The organism is Haloarcula pellucida, from assembly GCF_014647235.1.
Lineage (GTDB): Archaea > Halobacteriota > Halobacteria > Halobacteriales > Haloarculaceae > Haloarcula > Haloarcula pellucida.
The window spans coordinates 37,651-50,753 of record NZ_BMOU01000008.1 but is presented as its reverse complement, the minus strand read 5'-3'; the positions used below and the strand labels follow the sequence as shown (position 1 = coordinate 50,753).

The window sequence follows — 13,103 nt, the reverse complement described above, 5'->3', positions numbered from 1 at the left end:
GCCGACCTCGACGACACGCCGCTACTCATCGACAAGACGGTCGACGAGCAGGCTCTCGAGGCGCTGCAGAACATCGCGAACTTCTCCGACTCGATCTTCGCGCTGACGTGGGACGAGTCCATCGACGGGCTGCGCGTCCAGTGGACCCAGCCCGGTCAGCGCGTGCAAGATACGGATGCGGACCTCATCGACTACGAGACGGCGAAGATCAACAGCGGCAGCTACGACAAGGTCGTCATCAAGGGCCAGTCCAAGTCTGCCCAGGAGGAGTCAGTCACGGCGGACGTCGGGAACGCGGTCGCACTGGACCACGCCAACGTCGTCGAAGGGTCGGGGCGTGTCGCCGCGACTGATGGTACGGTCTACGAGGAGGACGTCGACTACGAAGTGAATCGCCTGCCCGGCGAGGTGGTGGCACTCTCCGGCGGGTCGATCACCGACGGCGAGAGTCTGGTGGTCGATTACCAGTGGAAGGTCTCGGGGAGCTACACCGCGCCGGACGCCGGCTCGTCGCCGAAGACGCTGGTCCGGGACGTGCCCTCACTGCCGTCGTCGCGGGGGTGTGAGCAGGCGGCGCTGTACCTCTATCGCGTCGTCGACGAGCCACTGATCGAGGCCGAAGCGACGCTCGACGAGTTGCCGCCGACGGTCTCTATCGTCGAGACGCTGACCATCCCCGATCTCCCGACGGCCGGCGAGGCCGTCGAGTTGCGGGACATCAACCAGTCCGAGAGCTCGCCGACCGTGTTGCTGGGGAGTCGGTCGACCATCGGCGACGCGCTGCAGGACATCCGGTCGCAGCTGCAGGCCGTCAGCAAGATCGTCTGAATCAGGAGCGAAGTCGGTCGATCAGCCAGCTCGTCCCGTCGTCGGTTCGTGGGATGTCGCCCGAAAGGCGTTCTTCGTCCGCTCCGTCGACGTCGAGGATGCCGGGCTCGATGACGTTCGGCGCATCGTCGCGATGGCCGATGAGCGTCAGCGTCAGGTGACCGTCGGTCTTGCCGGTCACGACCTCCACCTTTTCGACGCCGACGGGGAACGCGATGGTTGTCCACCCATCGGCCTTGCGGACGCGGAACTCCATGGCTGGTGGTGCAACGGCCGTCCACAAGACTGCATCGGCGATGACGGCGTTGCGCCCGAGCCACAGCTATTCATGCGCGCAAAGATACCCAATATCAGTGAGTTCCTCGACGATCACGAAGAACAGCACGCAGTCCCGACCGGCGCTGCCCTCGGGTTCAGTGCCGTCGCGACGGGTCGTCTCGCGGAGCTGGGGATGGCGCTGGCCATCCTCTCGGAAGCGCTGGAGCGCGGCCGCGACCGGCCACCGGCCGCCGACACGCAGGATCTCGCGAACGACGTCCGTCGGGAACCGCACTACTTCTTCTTCGGCCTGATCCTCGGCGGCGCCGTCGGCGTCGCAGCGAGGCTCGTGCAGTAGCTAACCAACATCGGCACCGTATCGGCGGTCGTGTTGGTTAGCGGACCCCAGTAGTTCCGCTGTTTCTCGCGGCTTAACCTACATCGAGACTACTGGCGGTCGTGAGAGTCACTTCCGTGAATATGTCGATCGGTTTCTGTACTATCTACCGCCACGCCACGCTCGGATGTCCTCGATGAGGCTCCAAGCAATTATCGGCAGCAGCACTGCGTACAGCAGTAGTACAACTCTCTCAAGCCCCTGCCGTTGCAGCCACGGCTCCACGAACAGGATGACGACAGCGACAGCGACGGCGGCACCCCAGCCGGCGGAGCGGACGGTCGATCGGTCGAAGCCGAATAGCGTTGTGTCGGTCATAGGTGTGGTGCGCTCGCTACCGAACCCCCACGAAGGGGGTGGTTCGGGGCGACAGCCCCGAACTATGCGAGCAGTGCCCGACTCAAGGCGAGAAGGAATACACCGAACGTCCCCAGTTTCGCGAGGACAGTGGCCCATTCCTTCAGCCAATCGGGCGGTGGTGTTATCTGGGTCATCACGACCCATCTATTACTATAACCTACTACCCTATAAACCTATCGGACTTCTGTCAGGTCAATATTCTTCAGTTAATCTTACACACCCCCGATGCGTAGATTTGCACGGTGTTATCTGGGTCATCACAGGTTCGCGCCTGTGGTGTTTTCCAGCTATTCATGGTCCTGAGAGGCGTCGCAGCGGGAGATGTGCAGCAGCTAACCAACATAGGCGCTGTCTGGCACCCTCTGTTGGTTAGCTGGCCCCAGTAGTTCCGCTGTTTCTCGCGGCTTAACCTACATCGAAACTGCTGCCGGACGTGTGTTGGTCAAGGCTCGTCGACGACCAGCGGCAGCGCTGTCGATGTCTCCATCCCCACCTATCCGGATAGGGTGTTGTATGCGTGAATCTGACACCACGCTTCCGCTGAAACCCGACGTTGTCCGGTGGCTTTCGGGCCCAAAGTGTAGGGGTTACGCCGCGAGAGAAACACTCGAAACGCCGGGGTGTCGCGTTCGATATAGCGTATAGTGCTATATCGATTTGGAAAGCTCCTGAGGTTTAAATGAAACCGCGCCGCACTTCTAACCATGAAAGTCACACTCTCGCGCGACTTGTACCACGACCCTGATGGCGACTGTCCCATTCTCCAGATGGTTGGCCACAAGTCTCCAAACGAGTATTTGGACGAAGACGAGCTTGCACAGTCCGACCACGAGCCCTGCGAAGGCTGTTTCCCGAACCGAGTCGAGTAATCAATCACTCGGCGTCGTAGCCCCACTCCCGAAGCTGGTCGGCGACGTCGTCGAGGTGCTGCTCAAGTGCGACCTGGTAGGCAGCCTCGCGGATGTCCAGCACCAGTGGTTCCTCGCCAAGCATCGACTCGAGGTCGGCCTGTGCCTGACTCTCCAGCTGCTGGGTCTCCTGCTGGAGGAAGAACTGCACCATCTCGCGGCCGTCCTTCGCGTTGTTCCGCGTGAACAGCCACGGGTAGCCCGATGACACACCACCGTTTCCGCTGTTCTCATCACCCTCGTCGACCTCGACCTCGTCGCCAGTCGCACTCTTCACTGCGTCGACCTCGTCTTCGGTCTCGTCATCGCCGTCGCCGCCGTCGACGTCGGCGAACGGATCCTCGCCAGAGCCCGACTTCATGCCGTTGCCCATCTCATGCCACCTCCTCGATGTGCGTCGCGAGGTCATCCAGTTCGGCGAGCGTCGCCTCCTCGTAGTCGTAGGCCGCCCGCACTTCCTGCGTGTAGTACGCCGGCGGGTACTGCTGGTCCCAGCAGCCCTCGAACAGCGACGAGCGGTCAGCGATGGCGACCGGGGCGTCGAAGCCGAGGTCGCGGATGCGTTCGAGGTACTTCTGCTGGTCGCTCGTCGAGCCGATGCCGTTCGGGATCACCGACAACACGCCGACGTCGATATCGAGGGAGTCGCTCAGGTTGAGGACGACGTCCTCGAGGCCTTCGACGGACTGCATCCCCTTGCCCGTCGGTTCGACCGGCACGACTAGCGACCGCGTCGCGTGGATCGCGTTGTAGAGATGGGGGCCCGCGGTCGCTGGCGGGTCGACGATGAGCGTGTCGTAGTCAGTCATCACGTCGGCGTCGATGAGAACTTCCAGGAGACGTTCGTTCGGGCTAAAGTACTCGCCGAGGTCCTCGGCCATCTCCTCCGCTCGGGAGAGCAGGCTGGGCAGGTTCTCCAGCATGTCGTGGTTGGGTATGAGGTCGAAGCCGTAGCCCGTGTCGTGGACGAGCTCGTCGAACTCGCCGAGCGGTCGGTCGATGAGGTGCCGACCGATGTTGTCGGCGTCGCCGTCGTTGCGCGGCGCGTCGACGCCCAGCAGGTACGTCAGCGAGCCCTGCTGTGGGTCGAGGTCGATGGTGAGGACGTCGCGACCGTGATCGGCGTGGGCCGTCGCGAGCGACGCGGCGAGCGTCGTCTTCCCGACGCCGCCAGCCTCGGAGTAGACCGTGTATGCGAGCATGTCTCACTGGTGAGTCTAACCCGTCATAAACACCCGTCAGACGTACGTGACACACTAACCAGTTAGACTGGTCAGTTAGACTTGTAGGTTAGACTGAGGGGTTAGTCTGGATAGTTAGACTGGTGAGTTAGACTAACTACAGCTGCTAACCAACACCGGGGTAGAAAGTCAGGTCGTGTTGGTTAGAAGTTGTCGGCGAGGAAAGCGGCCAGCGCCATCGCGATGACGTGCAGTGCCTGGTCGTACCAGATCGGGACGGCGTCGTTCCAGCGCTGACTGTCGACGGCGTAGTGCGTCGACGCGATCGTCGCGAGGAACGCCGCCGACTGGCGCAGCGACCAATCGCTGGTCGCGACGGCGGGCACGAACCCGAGCGTGTAGACGGCGACGTGGGCTGCTCGGACGCGCCGTGAGTCAAACTTCTCGGCAGCCATCCGGTCGGACTGCATCGGGAAGTCGCCGGCGGCGTGCGACGCCAGCAGCGAGAGTGTCGGCGGGCCGGTGGTCACTGTGACCCACCCTGATCAGTATCAGTGTGTCTCCACCAATTCTTCACCCACCATCTGAGCCTGTTCAGAACGCCTCTTGGCCGGTAGCAACCGCAAGCCGCCGCCTCTCGCACGACTATATCCGCCGGGTCGTACCACGTTAACTGGACTTTGCACGCATATGTCTCGTCGCCGCAATCGGGGCATTCGTCAACAGACTGGTGGTGCAGCCCGCGCTGGTAGCGGTGCACTAGATCGCCCGCAGCCTCTCGGCTCATTCGTCGGCCTCCTGTTCAGTACCCGTGTCTACTGATCGGGTATTTCCGCCGTCTGTAGCCGTAACTAAGGTCTGCTGCTGGCCATCGACGAACCGCGGAGTCTCCGCCGGGTCGTAGCTCAGGTACAGCCGCTCGGTCCGGTCGGAGTTGTCTGTTCCAGCCGACCGATTGTATGACCGCTCTACGACAGTCGTTGCGAGCGCTTCGAGACCATCTGGCGGGTCTCGGTAGGAGACCATCCAGTGACCGTCGACGCTCGTCAGCTCGTCCACGAACTGGCCGTGGTCGAACCGAGGGCCACGGTAGTAGCCGTCTTTCGCCTCGGTGTACGGTGGGTCGCAGTAGTACAGCGTCTCAGCGCCCTTGTCGTCGTACCGACCGAGGATGTCGGAGTAGTCCAGACACTCGATAGCGACGCCGCGGAACCGGTCGCGAATCTCGACGATACGCTCCGGCATCTGTTGCCAGATTCGAGATTTCTGCGGGCCACGGCGCGGTGTATCGGTAGCGAACCCTGCTCGCTGTCCGTACCGACCGGAGAAACTGGCGTAGCGAAGGTAGACCCACCGAGCGACCCGTTCTACCACGTCTTCGGGCCACCCGTCACCGCTCCGGAACTGTCGCGACCACTCGTTGTACGTGGTCCGTGAGAACGGGATGTTACGAACCCGTTCGGCCAGTTCCTCGGGATGCTCGCGACAAGCGCGGAAGAACTCGACAATCGCCTCGTCACGGTCGTTGTATATCTCACACCCCGACCGTGGTTTGTTCAGCAGGACGCCAGCCGCCCCACCGAACGGAACCACGAAGTTGTCGTGGGTGCGTAGGTTCTCGACGACCCACGGCGCGAGATAGGTCTTCGAGCCGATGTACGGGAACGCCGAGAACGTTGGGCCGCGCTCAGTACCGCCCGGAGGCTGCTCACTCACGCTGTCTCACCACCGACGAACGCCTCGAGGGATGCGTCGTCCCAGCGCGACGGGTTACAGTCCTGGTGGATCCACCCATCAGGAGACTGGTCTGCCTTCGTCGCGTCGACGGCGAGCCCACACTTCGCGCACTCGCGCTCGGCCCACGGTTTGACGTCGAATCCGAACGACGTGATCTGCAACTCGTGGCCGGTGACAGGGTCCTCACCGTACGGGTCGCGCTGCGAGGGTAACGTGTCGGCGTCGACGAGGTCGTACGTTTTCTTGTCGGCGTGCCGGTCGACACTCTCACGAGTGCGCTCGGGGATGTACCCGAGGTTCGGGATGCAGAGGCGATGCGCTTCGTTTCCGAATCCGTCCGCGTAGGCCGAGCGGATGCAAGCCAGTCCGAAGTCCGTTTGGACGTAGTACGAGAGGCACGGGCGCGGATCCTCGTCGGCGTTGACGTCGCAGCAGCCTTCGAACTGGCTGTCGTAGACGCGGAGTGCGGTCGACTCGTCGACGCGGTCGAGGGGGTCACCCATCGGCGAACCTCCCAAGGCCGTGCTGGCCGAGGTCGCGACTCTCCTGTTGCTCCTGGCGCTGGTCCTGACACCGGCCGCACAGCCAGTCTCCGGCGAGCGTCAGCTCCGACGTCTCGGCGCCGCAGCGCTTGCACTCACCTGGGGACGCGCAGTCGACGCACAAGGTCTCGTCACCGAACTCGCGGACGACGGCGCCACTGGACGTGACGCCGCACTGCTCACACTCACTTGGCATCGAACGCACCTCCGAGCGTCTGCTGTGGGTCGTACGTCTCGGCGAGGTAGTTGAGGATCACCAGTCCGTGGCACAGGCGCGGGACGCACCAACAGGCCAGCGTCTCGCCGCGCAACGCCTCGACGTCCCACTCGCCGGCCTCGACGTGGCCGAGAAACCAGCCACGGTACAGGTCGACCGACTCCTCGCGGGAGTACTCGCCGCCGTCGTTCTCGGTGACAAACGGGTTGCCCCACTTCGACCGGCGGTCGATCCAGACGACGTCGTCCGGCAGCTGCCCGTGACCGTTGACCAGCGTCGTACCGCCGGGGCCCGTGACGCGGTCGCCGTCGTCGACGATCGTGACATCGTCGTGGACGAACGCTCGCAGCTGGGCGAGCGCCTCCGCCTTCGCCTCCTGGTAGCTCTTACTCGTCATCGTCGGCCTCCGACTCTGGCCACTCGCCAGTCTCCGCGCGGTACTCGAGGATCTGTTCGACGGGCCAGTCGCTGAGGTCAGTCGTCATCGATGCCCTCTGCGAGCTCCCGGCGCATCTCGGCACCGCGCTTTCGACTGCGCTGCTCTTTCTCGATCTCGTCGGGGATGTGGGTCGCACCGAACGGGGCACAGCCCTCGTGGTAGCGGACTGTCGTTCCCGTCGGCGGCTGGTCGTCGCCGTCGCGGGTGATCTCCCAGCGCTCGTCGTCGCGATAAACGTCGTCGCCGCAGTCGGGACAGCGGCCGAGTCGGTCGGGGTCGAGGAGGTCACCCATCCAGCATCGCCTCCTTGAGCTCTCGGAGAGCGTTGGCGATCAGGTCGGTGAGCAAACCGTCCGTCGGACTGTGCTTGAGCCGGCAGCCATTGAAGCCGTCAGCCATCGAGCATCGCCTCCTTTGCCTGTTGGATCCGCTGGAACTCCTCAACATCGCCACCCTTGTCTGGGTGTTCGTTCGCGGCGAGTCGGCGAGCGGCGGCCTCGACGACATCGTCGGGCGCGTCCTCGGCGACGCCCAGCACCTCGTGAGGCGCTTGCGTCGACGCGACACCAGAGCCGTCGCCGGCGACGATGACGTCCTCGTTCCCGCTCGGGAGCTGCGCCGTCGCGAACTCGTCCTGGCCGGTCTTGACCGGTCGGTTCGACATCTTCCGCTTCTCCTTGATGTACAGGCCGATAGTCCGGACGTTGTCTCGGAGGTCGTCGTACTCGTCGACAGCGATGCAGTACTGCTCGCCATCCATGCTCCAGCGGACGACGGCGCCGGGATCCGACGGGTTCGCGTTCGCGTACGGGCGGCCGTCGTTCTTGCGCTGGGGTGCGGCCGTCGAGAGTCGCCAGTCATCGACACCGAGGCGGTCCTCGAGTTCGGTCTCGATGTGGCTGATAGATTTGGCGAGCGTCGTCGAGTACTTGTGCGTGCTCTCTCGCCGTTGCGTTCGTTCCGCCCATGCCGGCCAGTCGATCTCGCCGCCGGTGCGGTCAGTCTTCGACGTCATGCTACCATCTCCAGTGCAACCGAGAGCGTCCACAGGAAGACCCCGCCAGCGATTGCCGCGATGGGTTTCCACCGCATCTCTGTCTCGTTGTAGTGGCTCGCGGCCATCACGCCGAGCGCGAACGCGAACATGGCGATCCCGGCCCACGTTGCCAGCGTCGCTGCGATCATGCCGACCACCTGTCCAGGAGGACGCGCTCGGCGTGTTCGCGACCGCGGTCGTCGACGAACCGTTCGGCGTCGGGTTTGCTGCAGTCGCGGGCCTCCATGATGCCGACGACGAGGTCCTTGTACGAGCGCGGCTGGACGTCGACGTCGCCGTCCATCCACATCTCGTCGGTCTTCGGCGGGTCGATCGGGCCGGGACTATCCGTCGTCATCACCACCCTCCCGCGGGTCGTCCACGAGCTCGTAGAGGCCCGTGTCGAGCAAGTTAGTCACGTGGCTGTGCTCCTCCAACCGCTTGAGTCGCTGTTGGACATACCCGCGCGAATACTCCTCGACGTCATCGATGAGGCGCTTTCGCGCGTACGTCGGGGTAACGCGCCCTTCAGTCAGGTAGCCCAGCAGGTAGCGGTCGACTTCTCGCAGGTCAGTCGGGTCAAGCATACCCGGGCTGTCGGTTGTCGCACTCACAAGAGTAACGATGCAGGCCAGCACTGTAAGCATTGCGACGTAAGCGGATATAGTAGGCGTATATCTTAGACTTACGTCGTAATCTTTTAGTAGATGGGTGGTGTACCTGTAGGTGTGAAGCGGGACACCGGCGACGGATCGCAGAACGCGATGGCCGGGACGTGTTACAGCACGTCCGACCGCTTCCTGGTAGGAAGCATGAGCATACACACCACGACCGGACTTCAGGATTCCGGCACGACTGTCGAAACGACCGCCCGCACGCTGGGCGACAGTATCGCAAGCGCGACCCTCGGCGCCGACGGCGAGGGCTACGAACACCACTACATCCGCAGCGCCGACGCCGTGGTCGTCATCGACGGCGACGACGTCGACCACGTCGAGTACCTCGACGGCCGCCGTCTCGAGACGTGGCGCGATTTCGTCGACCAGGAGCGCGGCTGGACCAGCACGGGCCAGCTCGCCGGCGCCGTCCTCGAGGCCGACCAGCGCCGCAAGGAGGCCACCGATGACTGACGGCGAGCTCGTGGACGTCCTGGAGGAGCGCGGCTTCCGGCCGGTCGAAGACGCCGGTCTGCCCGGCGGCTGGGCGACCGACGGCGAGTACACTGTCGTGGTGCAGAGTCGTTCCACCGGCCTCGGCGACGCCGATCACGAGGTCCGCGTCTACGACTGCGAGGCGGGCCTCATCTCCATCGAGACCAGTCCGGTTGGCCGGGCATTCGGCAGCGGCCACGACATGGCCATCATCGAGGCGCTCGACCGCGCAGGCTACGGGGAGGCCGGCGATGAGTGACCACGAGTGGGACGTCTTCGCCGACGAATCGCCCACGGAGATTCACCACGAGGACTGTCAGCAGACGCCCGCCAGCTACCCGACTGGTGACGCGAACGAAACCGGTGTCATCAACGCACCGCAACACGCCGTCGACGATGACGAGCGGTTCGACCGGTCGTGCGAGTGTCTCGACCCGCTGCTCGGAGACGACCGGGACCGCACGCCGCCGCTGCCGCCGCTGCACGTCGGCGACCACGTCGAAGACCGCAAAGACACCGAGGCCGCGATGGTCGTGGTCGGCAAGCAACTCGGCGCCGCCGACGACTACGACGTCGACGGCTGGGGCACCGTCGCCGACTACAACCAGGATTACCCCAGCGACGACGACGTCATCGAGGTCACGTTCCCCGACCGAACGACGGCCGATATCGACGCACCGGATCGCTACGCCTACCCGCGCTCACGACTCGCACTCGTGTCGCCGGTCCACGACCTCGAGGACGAGGAGGGTGAGAACTGATGGCGGCCGCCGCTGCGGACGTTGCCGCCATCGCGAAGCTGGACCAGCGCGACGTGAAGGCGCTGACCGAGCCGATGGACATCTACGCCGACGACCCGGCGACGCGTGACGACCAGATCGCCGTCTACAACCACGGCACGCGGTACGTCATCGACCTCGTCGCCGAGACCTGCGACTGTCCGGATATGCTCCACCGGCGGCCTGCTGGTGGGTGCAAGCACACTCGCCGCGTCGCGTTCATGCGCGGCGAGCGCGAAATCCCCGCCGGCGTCGACCGCGAGGCCATCGACGACGCACTACTAGAACACATCGATGACGGGGGGTCGCGATGAGCGACGACACCGCCGCCGACGAGCCCGAACTCGGCAGTCCCGAGCAACGGCTTCGAGAGGCTCGCAAGCAGGCCCGCATCGCTCGCGACGACCTCACGCCGAACACGCCGGCGTGGCACATGGCCCAGGCCACGGTCGAGCACGCCGAAGAGGCCATGCAGGCCCTCGATGGCGGCCCGGTGCCCGACGGTGAGGATCTGCGCTCGGACGGCGGTACGATGGACGCGTCTGCTGAGGCCGTCGACCGCCTCGAAGTGACCTACCAGCCGCCGGCGGGCCCGCGGCGCCGCGTTCGGTTCGAGCCCCGCGCCGCCGACGGCGGGATGTGGCGCTACACCGACGTCTGGACCGGCTGCCGCTGGCGACAGGAGGGCTGCGAGCCGGTGGACATGATCGACGTCGAGCGCGGTGGCGAGGTGATTCGATGAGTAAGATGCAGCACGGTGAGGGTCTCGTCGACTGGGCACACTTCGAGGTGACGCCGTTATCCAGTGCGGCCGTCGGAGTCTACATCCCATCTCCGTTCAGCGACCACACGGTTTTGCTCGCGTACCGTCGCAACGGTGGTCCGGAGGTGGACGTCCGATGAGCAAACCCAACAAACGTTCGTTCGCTGACCCCGACACGTTGTTCGAACTGGTCCGCAGCGACACGCCGGTCGACGTCGACGGGTTCAAAATGGGCGAGCCTACGGGAGAGGTTCGCTGCCGCGAGTGCAAGAAGGTCGCCGCGGCGCCAGAGTACATCCCACACCTGCCGGGATGTTCGCAGAACGACGTCACCAGCAACTGGTACGAGCAGACGCACCAGTAGCACCTACTGACTGCTGAGCTGCCACACACCCTTTTGATTCCGGTCTGGACCCCAGTACACAGTGACAGTCATGTCACTCGGCTCGGCGTTCGGCGGGACTTCAAACGCGACCCACCCGCTGACAGTCGTGCCCTGATAGGCTCCGTCGGCATCCTGACCTCTGTACGATTGGTGGTACCCGTGATAGGTCGTGTTGTCGACCGTAATGTTCCTGTACGTGAGTGCGCTCGCGAGAGGTTCATCGTTGTAGTCTGCCTGTATCTCGTTGGCAACCTGGTGTGGGAACACGCGCTCATTTTCGCCGACGTGCTCGACCCGAAGCTTGACCAAAAGTGCGTCAGCGTTCGGGTCGATTGGGTCGTTGTTGTTCAAATCGACGTTCTCGTGAATCTCGTAGTCAGTCACAACGACCGAGAGTCCACTTGCGGTCTTGCTCTCACCGAGCGACTGTTGGCCGCCGTCGCCGACGGTTAGTGCGAGCACACTCAGTGAGGCAACAGACAGTAGCAAGACAAGCCCGACCACCGCCCACGATGAGAAGCTCAACCCCGCACGGACGTCGAACTGCCGGCGGACGACAGGCAGTGCTAGGACACCAGCGAGGATCAACAACAGCCCCGATACTGGTGAGACTAGCGCGAAGACGAGCCCGCCCAGGATGGCTGGCAAACCAAACAGATATCCAAGTACGTTCCGGAGGGTGATTTCCACCATGTCAAGTACGTGTCAGCCTTTCGCAATCAGGCTTTCCCCATGCTGACAAGAGCTAACCAACACTGGGTGGTTGATCGGCCGGTGTGTTGGTTAGTCCGGCGACGGTGTTAACCAACACTCATGGGGTGCGCGCCGTCGGTGTTGGTTAACGATAGCGGGGACGGCACTTTCGGAATTAATACTACGTTTTATGTACACCTTTGCAAATATCTGCGTTTACTTTCACATTCACATGGGTGTTCGAGACGGCTGTTTGCCTGCCAGAACCCTGCCGCAAACACCATAATCCGACTACTTTCACTTTCACCGTGGTCCCCAGAAAAAGGACTATACACCCACCTCTCGTCATCCTGAGATGTACCGTGTCAGTAATCATGGCCGACGGGTCGGCGATGGCCGACGCGCACGAAACAGTGGTGATCGACCGCGAAGACGAGCCCTATCGGTGGCGGTGTCCGAACGGGCACTGCAGTTGGGATCGGACTAATAACCACTGCTGGTGTCCGTCCTGTGCCCGACAGAGCGAGAACGGTGCGGACGTCCACCCCGAGCACTGGGAAATTGTCGACGAGAAAACGGGAGAAACGATACCGTACTCAGCGGTCAGGTTTGCGGAGGACCAGTGATGCCTGTGAACTTAGTCAGCCGTCGCCACCGTCTTCGGATTTCCCTGGTCGGACTCCAACTCTTCCTTGAAGTATTCACGAACTTCGTCCGGGATATCCTCCTCTTCAAGGAAGTCATCGACAATTTCGCGCAAAAGCTCAGACTCACTAACATCGCGTCGCATTGCCGCTATCTGGAAATCCAGCTTATCCTCAGAGGTAACACTAGTCGCTATGCGTTTGTCCCGAGTCATAGCAGTGTGTTCCTGCGTGTTACACATAATGATTACCCCATAGGTACACGCAATGAAACACTGTTTAATAGTTCATTGAACAGACTTATTGTGTTCCACTGTGTCAGTGGTCGATGTGACGATGGGAGAGTCTGATCATATAACCTTCCGCGCTGGTGACGGCGGTCTCAAAGACCGCCTCGATGACCTGTCGGAGCAGTACGGAATGAAACGCAGCGCCTTCATCCGGCTGCTGCTCACTGATGCTGTCGACATCGTCGAACAGGACGGGCTTGACGCCTACCTGGACGACGTCGAACCCGAAGAGCAAGCCGCTGATTGACGAGTCATAGATACCGCTCGCAAACTGAGTTCCCGGCCTGCCCTAACAGGCCGAGAAAACCGAGACCACATGTACCAGACACACTCCCGGTGGGGTAACTATACACCCGATAAATTGGGTAAGACGGTCCTACTGGTACGTAACTGCCATGTGGTCTCACGCGAGCGCTCGCCTGTCTGCACACCCGAGCCAACTGGTCCAACAACTCGCTCGGGCATGCAGGGCCAGGTCCCGCACCGCCCGCTAAC

General features: G+C 63.0%; 27 protein-coding genes and 1 pseudogene. 12 read left to right on the top strand and 16 right to left on the bottom strand.

Translation table 11 applies throughout. The features are described 5' to 3' along the window. Nucleotides 1-828, top strand: a pseudogene (locus tag IEY28_RS20435) (hypothetical protein); the annotation flags it as partial. 1 nt (nucleotide 829) lies between these two features. Here IEY28_RS20435 and IEY28_RS20430 read toward each other — a convergent pair. After that, nucleotides 830-1,084, bottom strand: coding sequence for a hypothetical protein (locus IEY28_RS20430; protein ID WP_189002138.1), 255 nt, complete (start codon nucleotides 1,082-1,084; stop codon nucleotides 830-832). 72 nt (nucleotides 1,085-1,156) lie between these two features. Between IEY28_RS20430 and IEY28_RS20425 the strand changes: the two genes are divergently transcribed. Further along, nucleotides 1,157-1,444: a hypothetical protein gene (locus IEY28_RS20425; RefSeq protein WP_189002136.1), complete on the top strand. Its 288-nt coding sequence runs from the start codon at nucleotides 1,157-1,159 to the stop codon at nucleotides 1,442-1,444. Between the two features lie 141 nt (nucleotides 1,445-1,585). Here the strand turns inward: IEY28_RS20425 and IEY28_RS20420 are convergent, their stop codons facing one another. Next, a complete protein-coding gene (locus IEY28_RS20420; RefSeq protein ID WP_189002134.1) occupies nucleotides 1,586-1,801 on the bottom strand; it encodes a hypothetical protein in 216 nt (71 codons plus the stop codon). 746 nt (nucleotides 1,802-2,547) lie between these two features. On the opposite strand from IEY28_RS20420, the gene IEY28_RS20415 reads away from it, so the two are divergent. Further along, entirely contained in the window at nucleotides 2,548-2,712 is a 165-nt protein-coding gene (locus tag IEY28_RS20415) for a hypothetical protein (protein WP_189002132.1), read from the top strand. Between the two features lie 4 nt (nucleotides 2,713-2,716). Here the strand turns inward: IEY28_RS20415 and IEY28_RS20410 are convergent, their stop codons facing one another. From IEY28_RS20410 to IEY28_RS20360, 12 genes are all read right to left on the bottom strand, one after another. Beyond that, entirely contained in the window at nucleotides 2,717-3,124 is a 408-nt protein-coding gene (locus tag IEY28_RS20410) for a DUF7970 domain-containing protein (RefSeq protein WP_189002130.1), read from the bottom strand. Nucleotide 3,125: 1 nt separating this feature from the next. Next, the gene (locus IEY28_RS20405; RefSeq protein WP_189002128.1) at nucleotides 3,126-3,953 is read right to left on the bottom strand and encodes a ParA family protein; all 828 of its coding nucleotides are present in this window, start codon (nucleotides 3,951-3,953) and stop codon (nucleotides 3,126-3,128) included. A gap of 182 nt (nucleotides 3,954-4,135) precedes the next feature. Then, entirely contained in the window at nucleotides 4,136-4,462 is a 327-nt protein-coding gene (locus tag IEY28_RS20400; protein ID WP_189002126.1) for a DUF3307 domain-containing protein, read from the bottom strand. Between the two features lie 253 nt (nucleotides 4,463-4,715). Further along, nucleotides 4,716-5,648: a DNA adenine methylase gene (locus tag IEY28_RS20395; RefSeq protein WP_189002124.1), complete on the bottom strand. Its 933-nt coding sequence runs from the start codon at nucleotides 5,646-5,648 to the stop codon at nucleotides 4,716-4,718. Beyond that, nucleotides 5,645-6,172 (bottom strand): hypothetical protein, encoded by a 528-nt coding sequence (locus IEY28_RS20390; RefSeq protein ID WP_189002123.1) that lies wholly within the window; start codon nucleotides 6,170-6,172, stop codon nucleotides 5,645-5,647. The genes IEY28_RS20395 and IEY28_RS20390 overlap by 4 nt, the downstream gene beginning before the upstream one ends. Beyond that, a complete protein-coding gene (locus tag IEY28_RS21040; RefSeq protein WP_420842340.1) occupies nucleotides 6,165-6,407 on the bottom strand; it encodes a zinc finger domain-containing protein in 243 nt (80 codons plus the stop codon). The genes IEY28_RS20390 and IEY28_RS21040 overlap by 8 nt, the downstream gene beginning before the upstream one ends. After that, the gene (locus tag IEY28_RS20385; RefSeq protein ID WP_189002121.1) at nucleotides 6,397-6,825 is read right to left on the bottom strand and encodes a DUF4326 domain-containing protein; all 429 of its coding nucleotides are present in this window, start codon (nucleotides 6,823-6,825) and stop codon (nucleotides 6,397-6,399) included. Before IEY28_RS20385 ends, IEY28_RS21040 begins: the two co-directional genes overlap by 11 nt. Before the next feature lie 77 nt (nucleotides 6,826-6,902). Next, the gene (locus tag IEY28_RS20380; RefSeq protein WP_189002119.1) at nucleotides 6,903-7,160 is read right to left on the bottom strand and encodes a hypothetical protein; all 258 of its coding nucleotides are present in this window, start codon (nucleotides 7,158-7,160) and stop codon (nucleotides 6,903-6,905) included. A 98-nt stretch (nucleotides 7,161-7,258) separates the two neighbouring features. Further along, nucleotides 7,259-7,882 (bottom strand): DnaJ domain-containing protein, encoded by a 624-nt coding sequence (locus tag IEY28_RS20375; RefSeq protein ID WP_189002117.1) that lies wholly within the window; start codon nucleotides 7,880-7,882, stop codon nucleotides 7,259-7,261. Further along, a complete protein-coding gene (locus IEY28_RS20370; protein ID WP_189002109.1) occupies nucleotides 7,879-8,052 on the bottom strand; it encodes a hypothetical protein in 174 nt (57 codons plus the stop codon). The genes IEY28_RS20375 and IEY28_RS20370 overlap by 4 nt, the downstream gene beginning before the upstream one ends. Next, nucleotides 8,049-8,261 carry a hypothetical protein gene (locus IEY28_RS20365; protein ID WP_189002107.1) on the bottom strand — a complete coding sequence of 71 codons (213 nt, stop codon included), beginning with the start codon at nucleotides 8,259-8,261 and terminating at the stop codon, nucleotides 8,049-8,051. Before IEY28_RS20365 ends, IEY28_RS20370 begins: the two co-directional genes overlap by 4 nt. Beyond that, the gene (locus tag IEY28_RS20360; RefSeq protein WP_229783191.1) at nucleotides 8,248-8,550 is read right to left on the bottom strand and encodes a hypothetical protein; all 303 of its coding nucleotides are present in this window, start codon (nucleotides 8,548-8,550) and stop codon (nucleotides 8,248-8,250) included. Before IEY28_RS20360 ends, IEY28_RS20365 begins: the two co-directional genes overlap by 14 nt. Nucleotides 8,551-8,631: 81 nt before the next feature. Between IEY28_RS20360 and IEY28_RS20715 the strand changes: the two genes are divergently transcribed. From IEY28_RS20715 to IEY28_RS20325, 7 genes are read left to right on the top strand one after another with little or no spacing between them, the layout of a single operon-like run. Then, on the top strand, nucleotides 8,632-9,033 hold the full coding sequence (locus IEY28_RS20715) for a hypothetical protein (RefSeq protein WP_220639477.1): 402 nt from the start codon (nucleotides 8,632-8,634) through the stop codon (nucleotides 9,031-9,033). Then, the gene (locus tag IEY28_RS20350; protein ID WP_189002105.1) at nucleotides 9,026-9,313 is read left to right on the top strand and encodes a hypothetical protein; all 288 of its coding nucleotides are present in this window, start codon (nucleotides 9,026-9,028) and stop codon (nucleotides 9,311-9,313) included. The genes IEY28_RS20715 and IEY28_RS20350 overlap by 8 nt, the downstream gene beginning before the upstream one ends. Next, nucleotides 9,306-9,815, top strand: a complete 510-nt coding sequence (locus IEY28_RS20345) for a hypothetical protein (RefSeq protein WP_189002103.1) — start codon at nucleotides 9,306-9,308, stop codon at nucleotides 9,813-9,815. The genes IEY28_RS20350 and IEY28_RS20345 overlap by 8 nt, the downstream gene beginning before the upstream one ends. Next, nucleotides 9,815-10,147, top strand: coding sequence for a hypothetical protein (locus IEY28_RS20340; RefSeq protein WP_189002101.1), 333 nt, complete (start codon nucleotides 9,815-9,817; stop codon nucleotides 10,145-10,147). Before IEY28_RS20345 ends, IEY28_RS20340 begins: the two co-directional genes overlap by 1 nt. Then, entirely contained in the window at nucleotides 10,144-10,575 is a 432-nt protein-coding gene (locus IEY28_RS20335) for a LolA-like protein (protein WP_189002100.1), read from the top strand. Before IEY28_RS20340 ends, IEY28_RS20335 begins: the two co-directional genes overlap by 4 nt. Continuing rightward, nucleotides 10,572-10,736 carry a hypothetical protein gene (locus IEY28_RS20330; protein WP_189002098.1) on the top strand — a complete coding sequence of 55 codons (165 nt, stop codon included), beginning with the start codon at nucleotides 10,572-10,574 and terminating at the stop codon, nucleotides 10,734-10,736. The genes IEY28_RS20335 and IEY28_RS20330 overlap by 4 nt, the downstream gene beginning before the upstream one ends. After that, nucleotides 10,733-10,960 carry a hypothetical protein gene (locus IEY28_RS20325; protein WP_189002096.1) on the top strand — a complete coding sequence of 76 codons (228 nt, stop codon included), beginning with the start codon at nucleotides 10,733-10,735 and terminating at the stop codon, nucleotides 10,958-10,960. The genes IEY28_RS20330 and IEY28_RS20325 overlap by 4 nt, the downstream gene beginning before the upstream one ends. A 3-nt stretch (nucleotides 10,961-10,963) precedes the next feature. Here IEY28_RS20325 and IEY28_RS20320 read toward each other — a convergent pair whose 3' ends face one another. Then, the gene (locus tag IEY28_RS20320) at nucleotides 10,964-11,674 is read right to left on the bottom strand and encodes a DUF4352 domain-containing protein (RefSeq protein ID WP_189002094.1); all 711 of its coding nucleotides are present in this window, start codon (nucleotides 11,672-11,674) and stop codon (nucleotides 10,964-10,966) included. 374 nt (nucleotides 11,675-12,048) lie between these two features. Here IEY28_RS20320 and IEY28_RS20315 point away from each other — a divergent pair, with 374 nt between their 5' ends. Next, entirely contained in the window at nucleotides 12,049-12,300 is a 252-nt protein-coding gene (locus tag IEY28_RS20315; RefSeq protein WP_229783190.1) for a hypothetical protein, read from the top strand. 11 nt (nucleotides 12,301-12,311) lie between these two features. On the opposite strand, the gene IEY28_RS20310 is transcribed toward IEY28_RS20315, so the two are convergent. After that, nucleotides 12,312-12,533, bottom strand: a complete 222-nt coding sequence (locus IEY28_RS20310) for a hypothetical protein (RefSeq protein WP_189002093.1) — start codon at nucleotides 12,531-12,533, stop codon at nucleotides 12,312-12,314. Between the two features lie 100 nt (nucleotides 12,534-12,633). Between IEY28_RS20310 and IEY28_RS20305 the strand changes: the two genes are divergently transcribed. Then, nucleotides 12,634-12,855, top strand: a complete 222-nt coding sequence (locus tag IEY28_RS20305) for a hypothetical protein (RefSeq protein ID WP_189002091.1) — start codon at nucleotides 12,634-12,636, stop codon at nucleotides 12,853-12,855. Nucleotides 12,856-13,103: the final 248 nt, after the last annotated feature.

Coding starts and splice junctions, on each gene's coding strand:
- IEY28_RS20370 (WP_189002109.1), bottom strand. CDS start 8,052: ATGATCGCAGCGACGCTGGCAACGTGGGCCGGGATCGCCATGTTCGCG.
- IEY28_RS20360 (WP_229783191.1), bottom strand. CDS start 8,550: ATGCTTACAGTGCTGGCCTGCATCGTTACTCTTGTGAGTGCGACAACC.
- IEY28_RS20385 (WP_189002121.1), bottom strand. CDS start 6,825: ATGACGAGTAAGAGCTACCAGGAGGCGAAGGCGGAGGCGCTCGCCCAG.
- IEY28_RS20390 (WP_189002123.1), bottom strand. CDS start 6,172: ATGGGTGACCCCCTCGACCGCGTCGACGAGTCGACCGCACTCCGCGTC.
- IEY28_RS20315 (WP_229783190.1), top strand. CDS start 12,049: ATGGCCGACGGGTCGGCGATGGCCGACGCGCACGAAACAGTGGTGATC.
- IEY28_RS20365 (WP_189002107.1), bottom strand. CDS start 8,261: ATGACGACGGATAGTCCCGGCCCGATCGACCCGCCGAAGACCGACGAG.
- IEY28_RS20430 (WP_189002138.1), bottom strand. CDS start 1,084: ATGGAGTTCCGCGTCCGCAAGGCCGATGGGTGGACAACCATCGCGTTC.
- IEY28_RS20330 (WP_189002098.1), top strand. CDS start 10,572: ATGAGTAAGATGCAGCACGGTGAGGGTCTCGTCGACTGGGCACACTTC.
- IEY28_RS20420 (WP_189002134.1), bottom strand. CDS start 1,801: ATGACCGACACAACGCTATTCGGCTTCGACCGATCGACCGTCCGCTCC.
- IEY28_RS20375 (WP_189002117.1), bottom strand. CDS start 7,882: ATGACGTCGAAGACTGACCGCACCGGCGGCGAGATCGACTGGCCGGCA.
- IEY28_RS20350 (WP_189002105.1), top strand. CDS start 9,026: ATGACTGACGGCGAGCTCGTGGACGTCCTGGAGGAGCGCGGCTTCCGG.
- IEY28_RS20410 (WP_189002130.1), bottom strand. CDS start 3,124: ATGGGCAACGGCATGAAGTCGGGCTCTGGCGAGGATCCGTTCGCCGAC.
- IEY28_RS20425 (WP_189002136.1), top strand. CDS start 1,157: ATGCGCGCAAAGATACCCAATATCAGTGAGTTCCTCGACGATCACGAA.
- IEY28_RS20335 (WP_189002100.1), top strand. CDS start 10,144: ATGAGCGACGACACCGCCGCCGACGAGCCCGAACTCGGCAGTCCCGAG.
- IEY28_RS20345 (WP_189002103.1), top strand. CDS start 9,306: ATGAGTGACCACGAGTGGGACGTCTTCGCCGACGAATCGCCCACGGAG.
- IEY28_RS20340 (WP_189002101.1), top strand. CDS start 9,815: ATGGCGGCCGCCGCTGCGGACGTTGCCGCCATCGCGAAGCTGGACCAG.
- IEY28_RS20320 (WP_189002094.1), bottom strand. CDS start 11,674: ATGGTGGAAATCACCCTCCGGAACGTACTTGGATATCTGTTTGGTTTG.
- IEY28_RS20405 (WP_189002128.1), bottom strand. CDS start 3,953: ATGCTCGCATACACGGTCTACTCCGAGGCTGGCGGCGTCGGGAAGACG.
- IEY28_RS21040 (WP_420842340.1), bottom strand. CDS start 6,407: ATGCCAAGTGAGTGTGAGCAGTGCGGCGTCACGTCCAGTGGCGCCGTC.
- IEY28_RS20380 (WP_189002119.1), bottom strand. CDS start 7,160: ATGGGTGACCTCCTCGACCCCGACCGACTCGGCCGCTGTCCCGACTGC.
- IEY28_RS20310 (WP_189002093.1), bottom strand. CDS start 12,533: ATGACTCGGGACAAACGCATAGCGACTAGTGTTACCTCTGAGGATAAG.
- IEY28_RS20325 (WP_189002096.1), top strand. CDS start 10,733: ATGAGCAAACCCAACAAACGTTCGTTCGCTGACCCCGACACGTTGTTC.
- IEY28_RS20415 (WP_189002132.1), top strand. CDS start 2,548: ATGAAAGTCACACTCTCGCGCGACTTGTACCACGACCCTGATGGCGAC.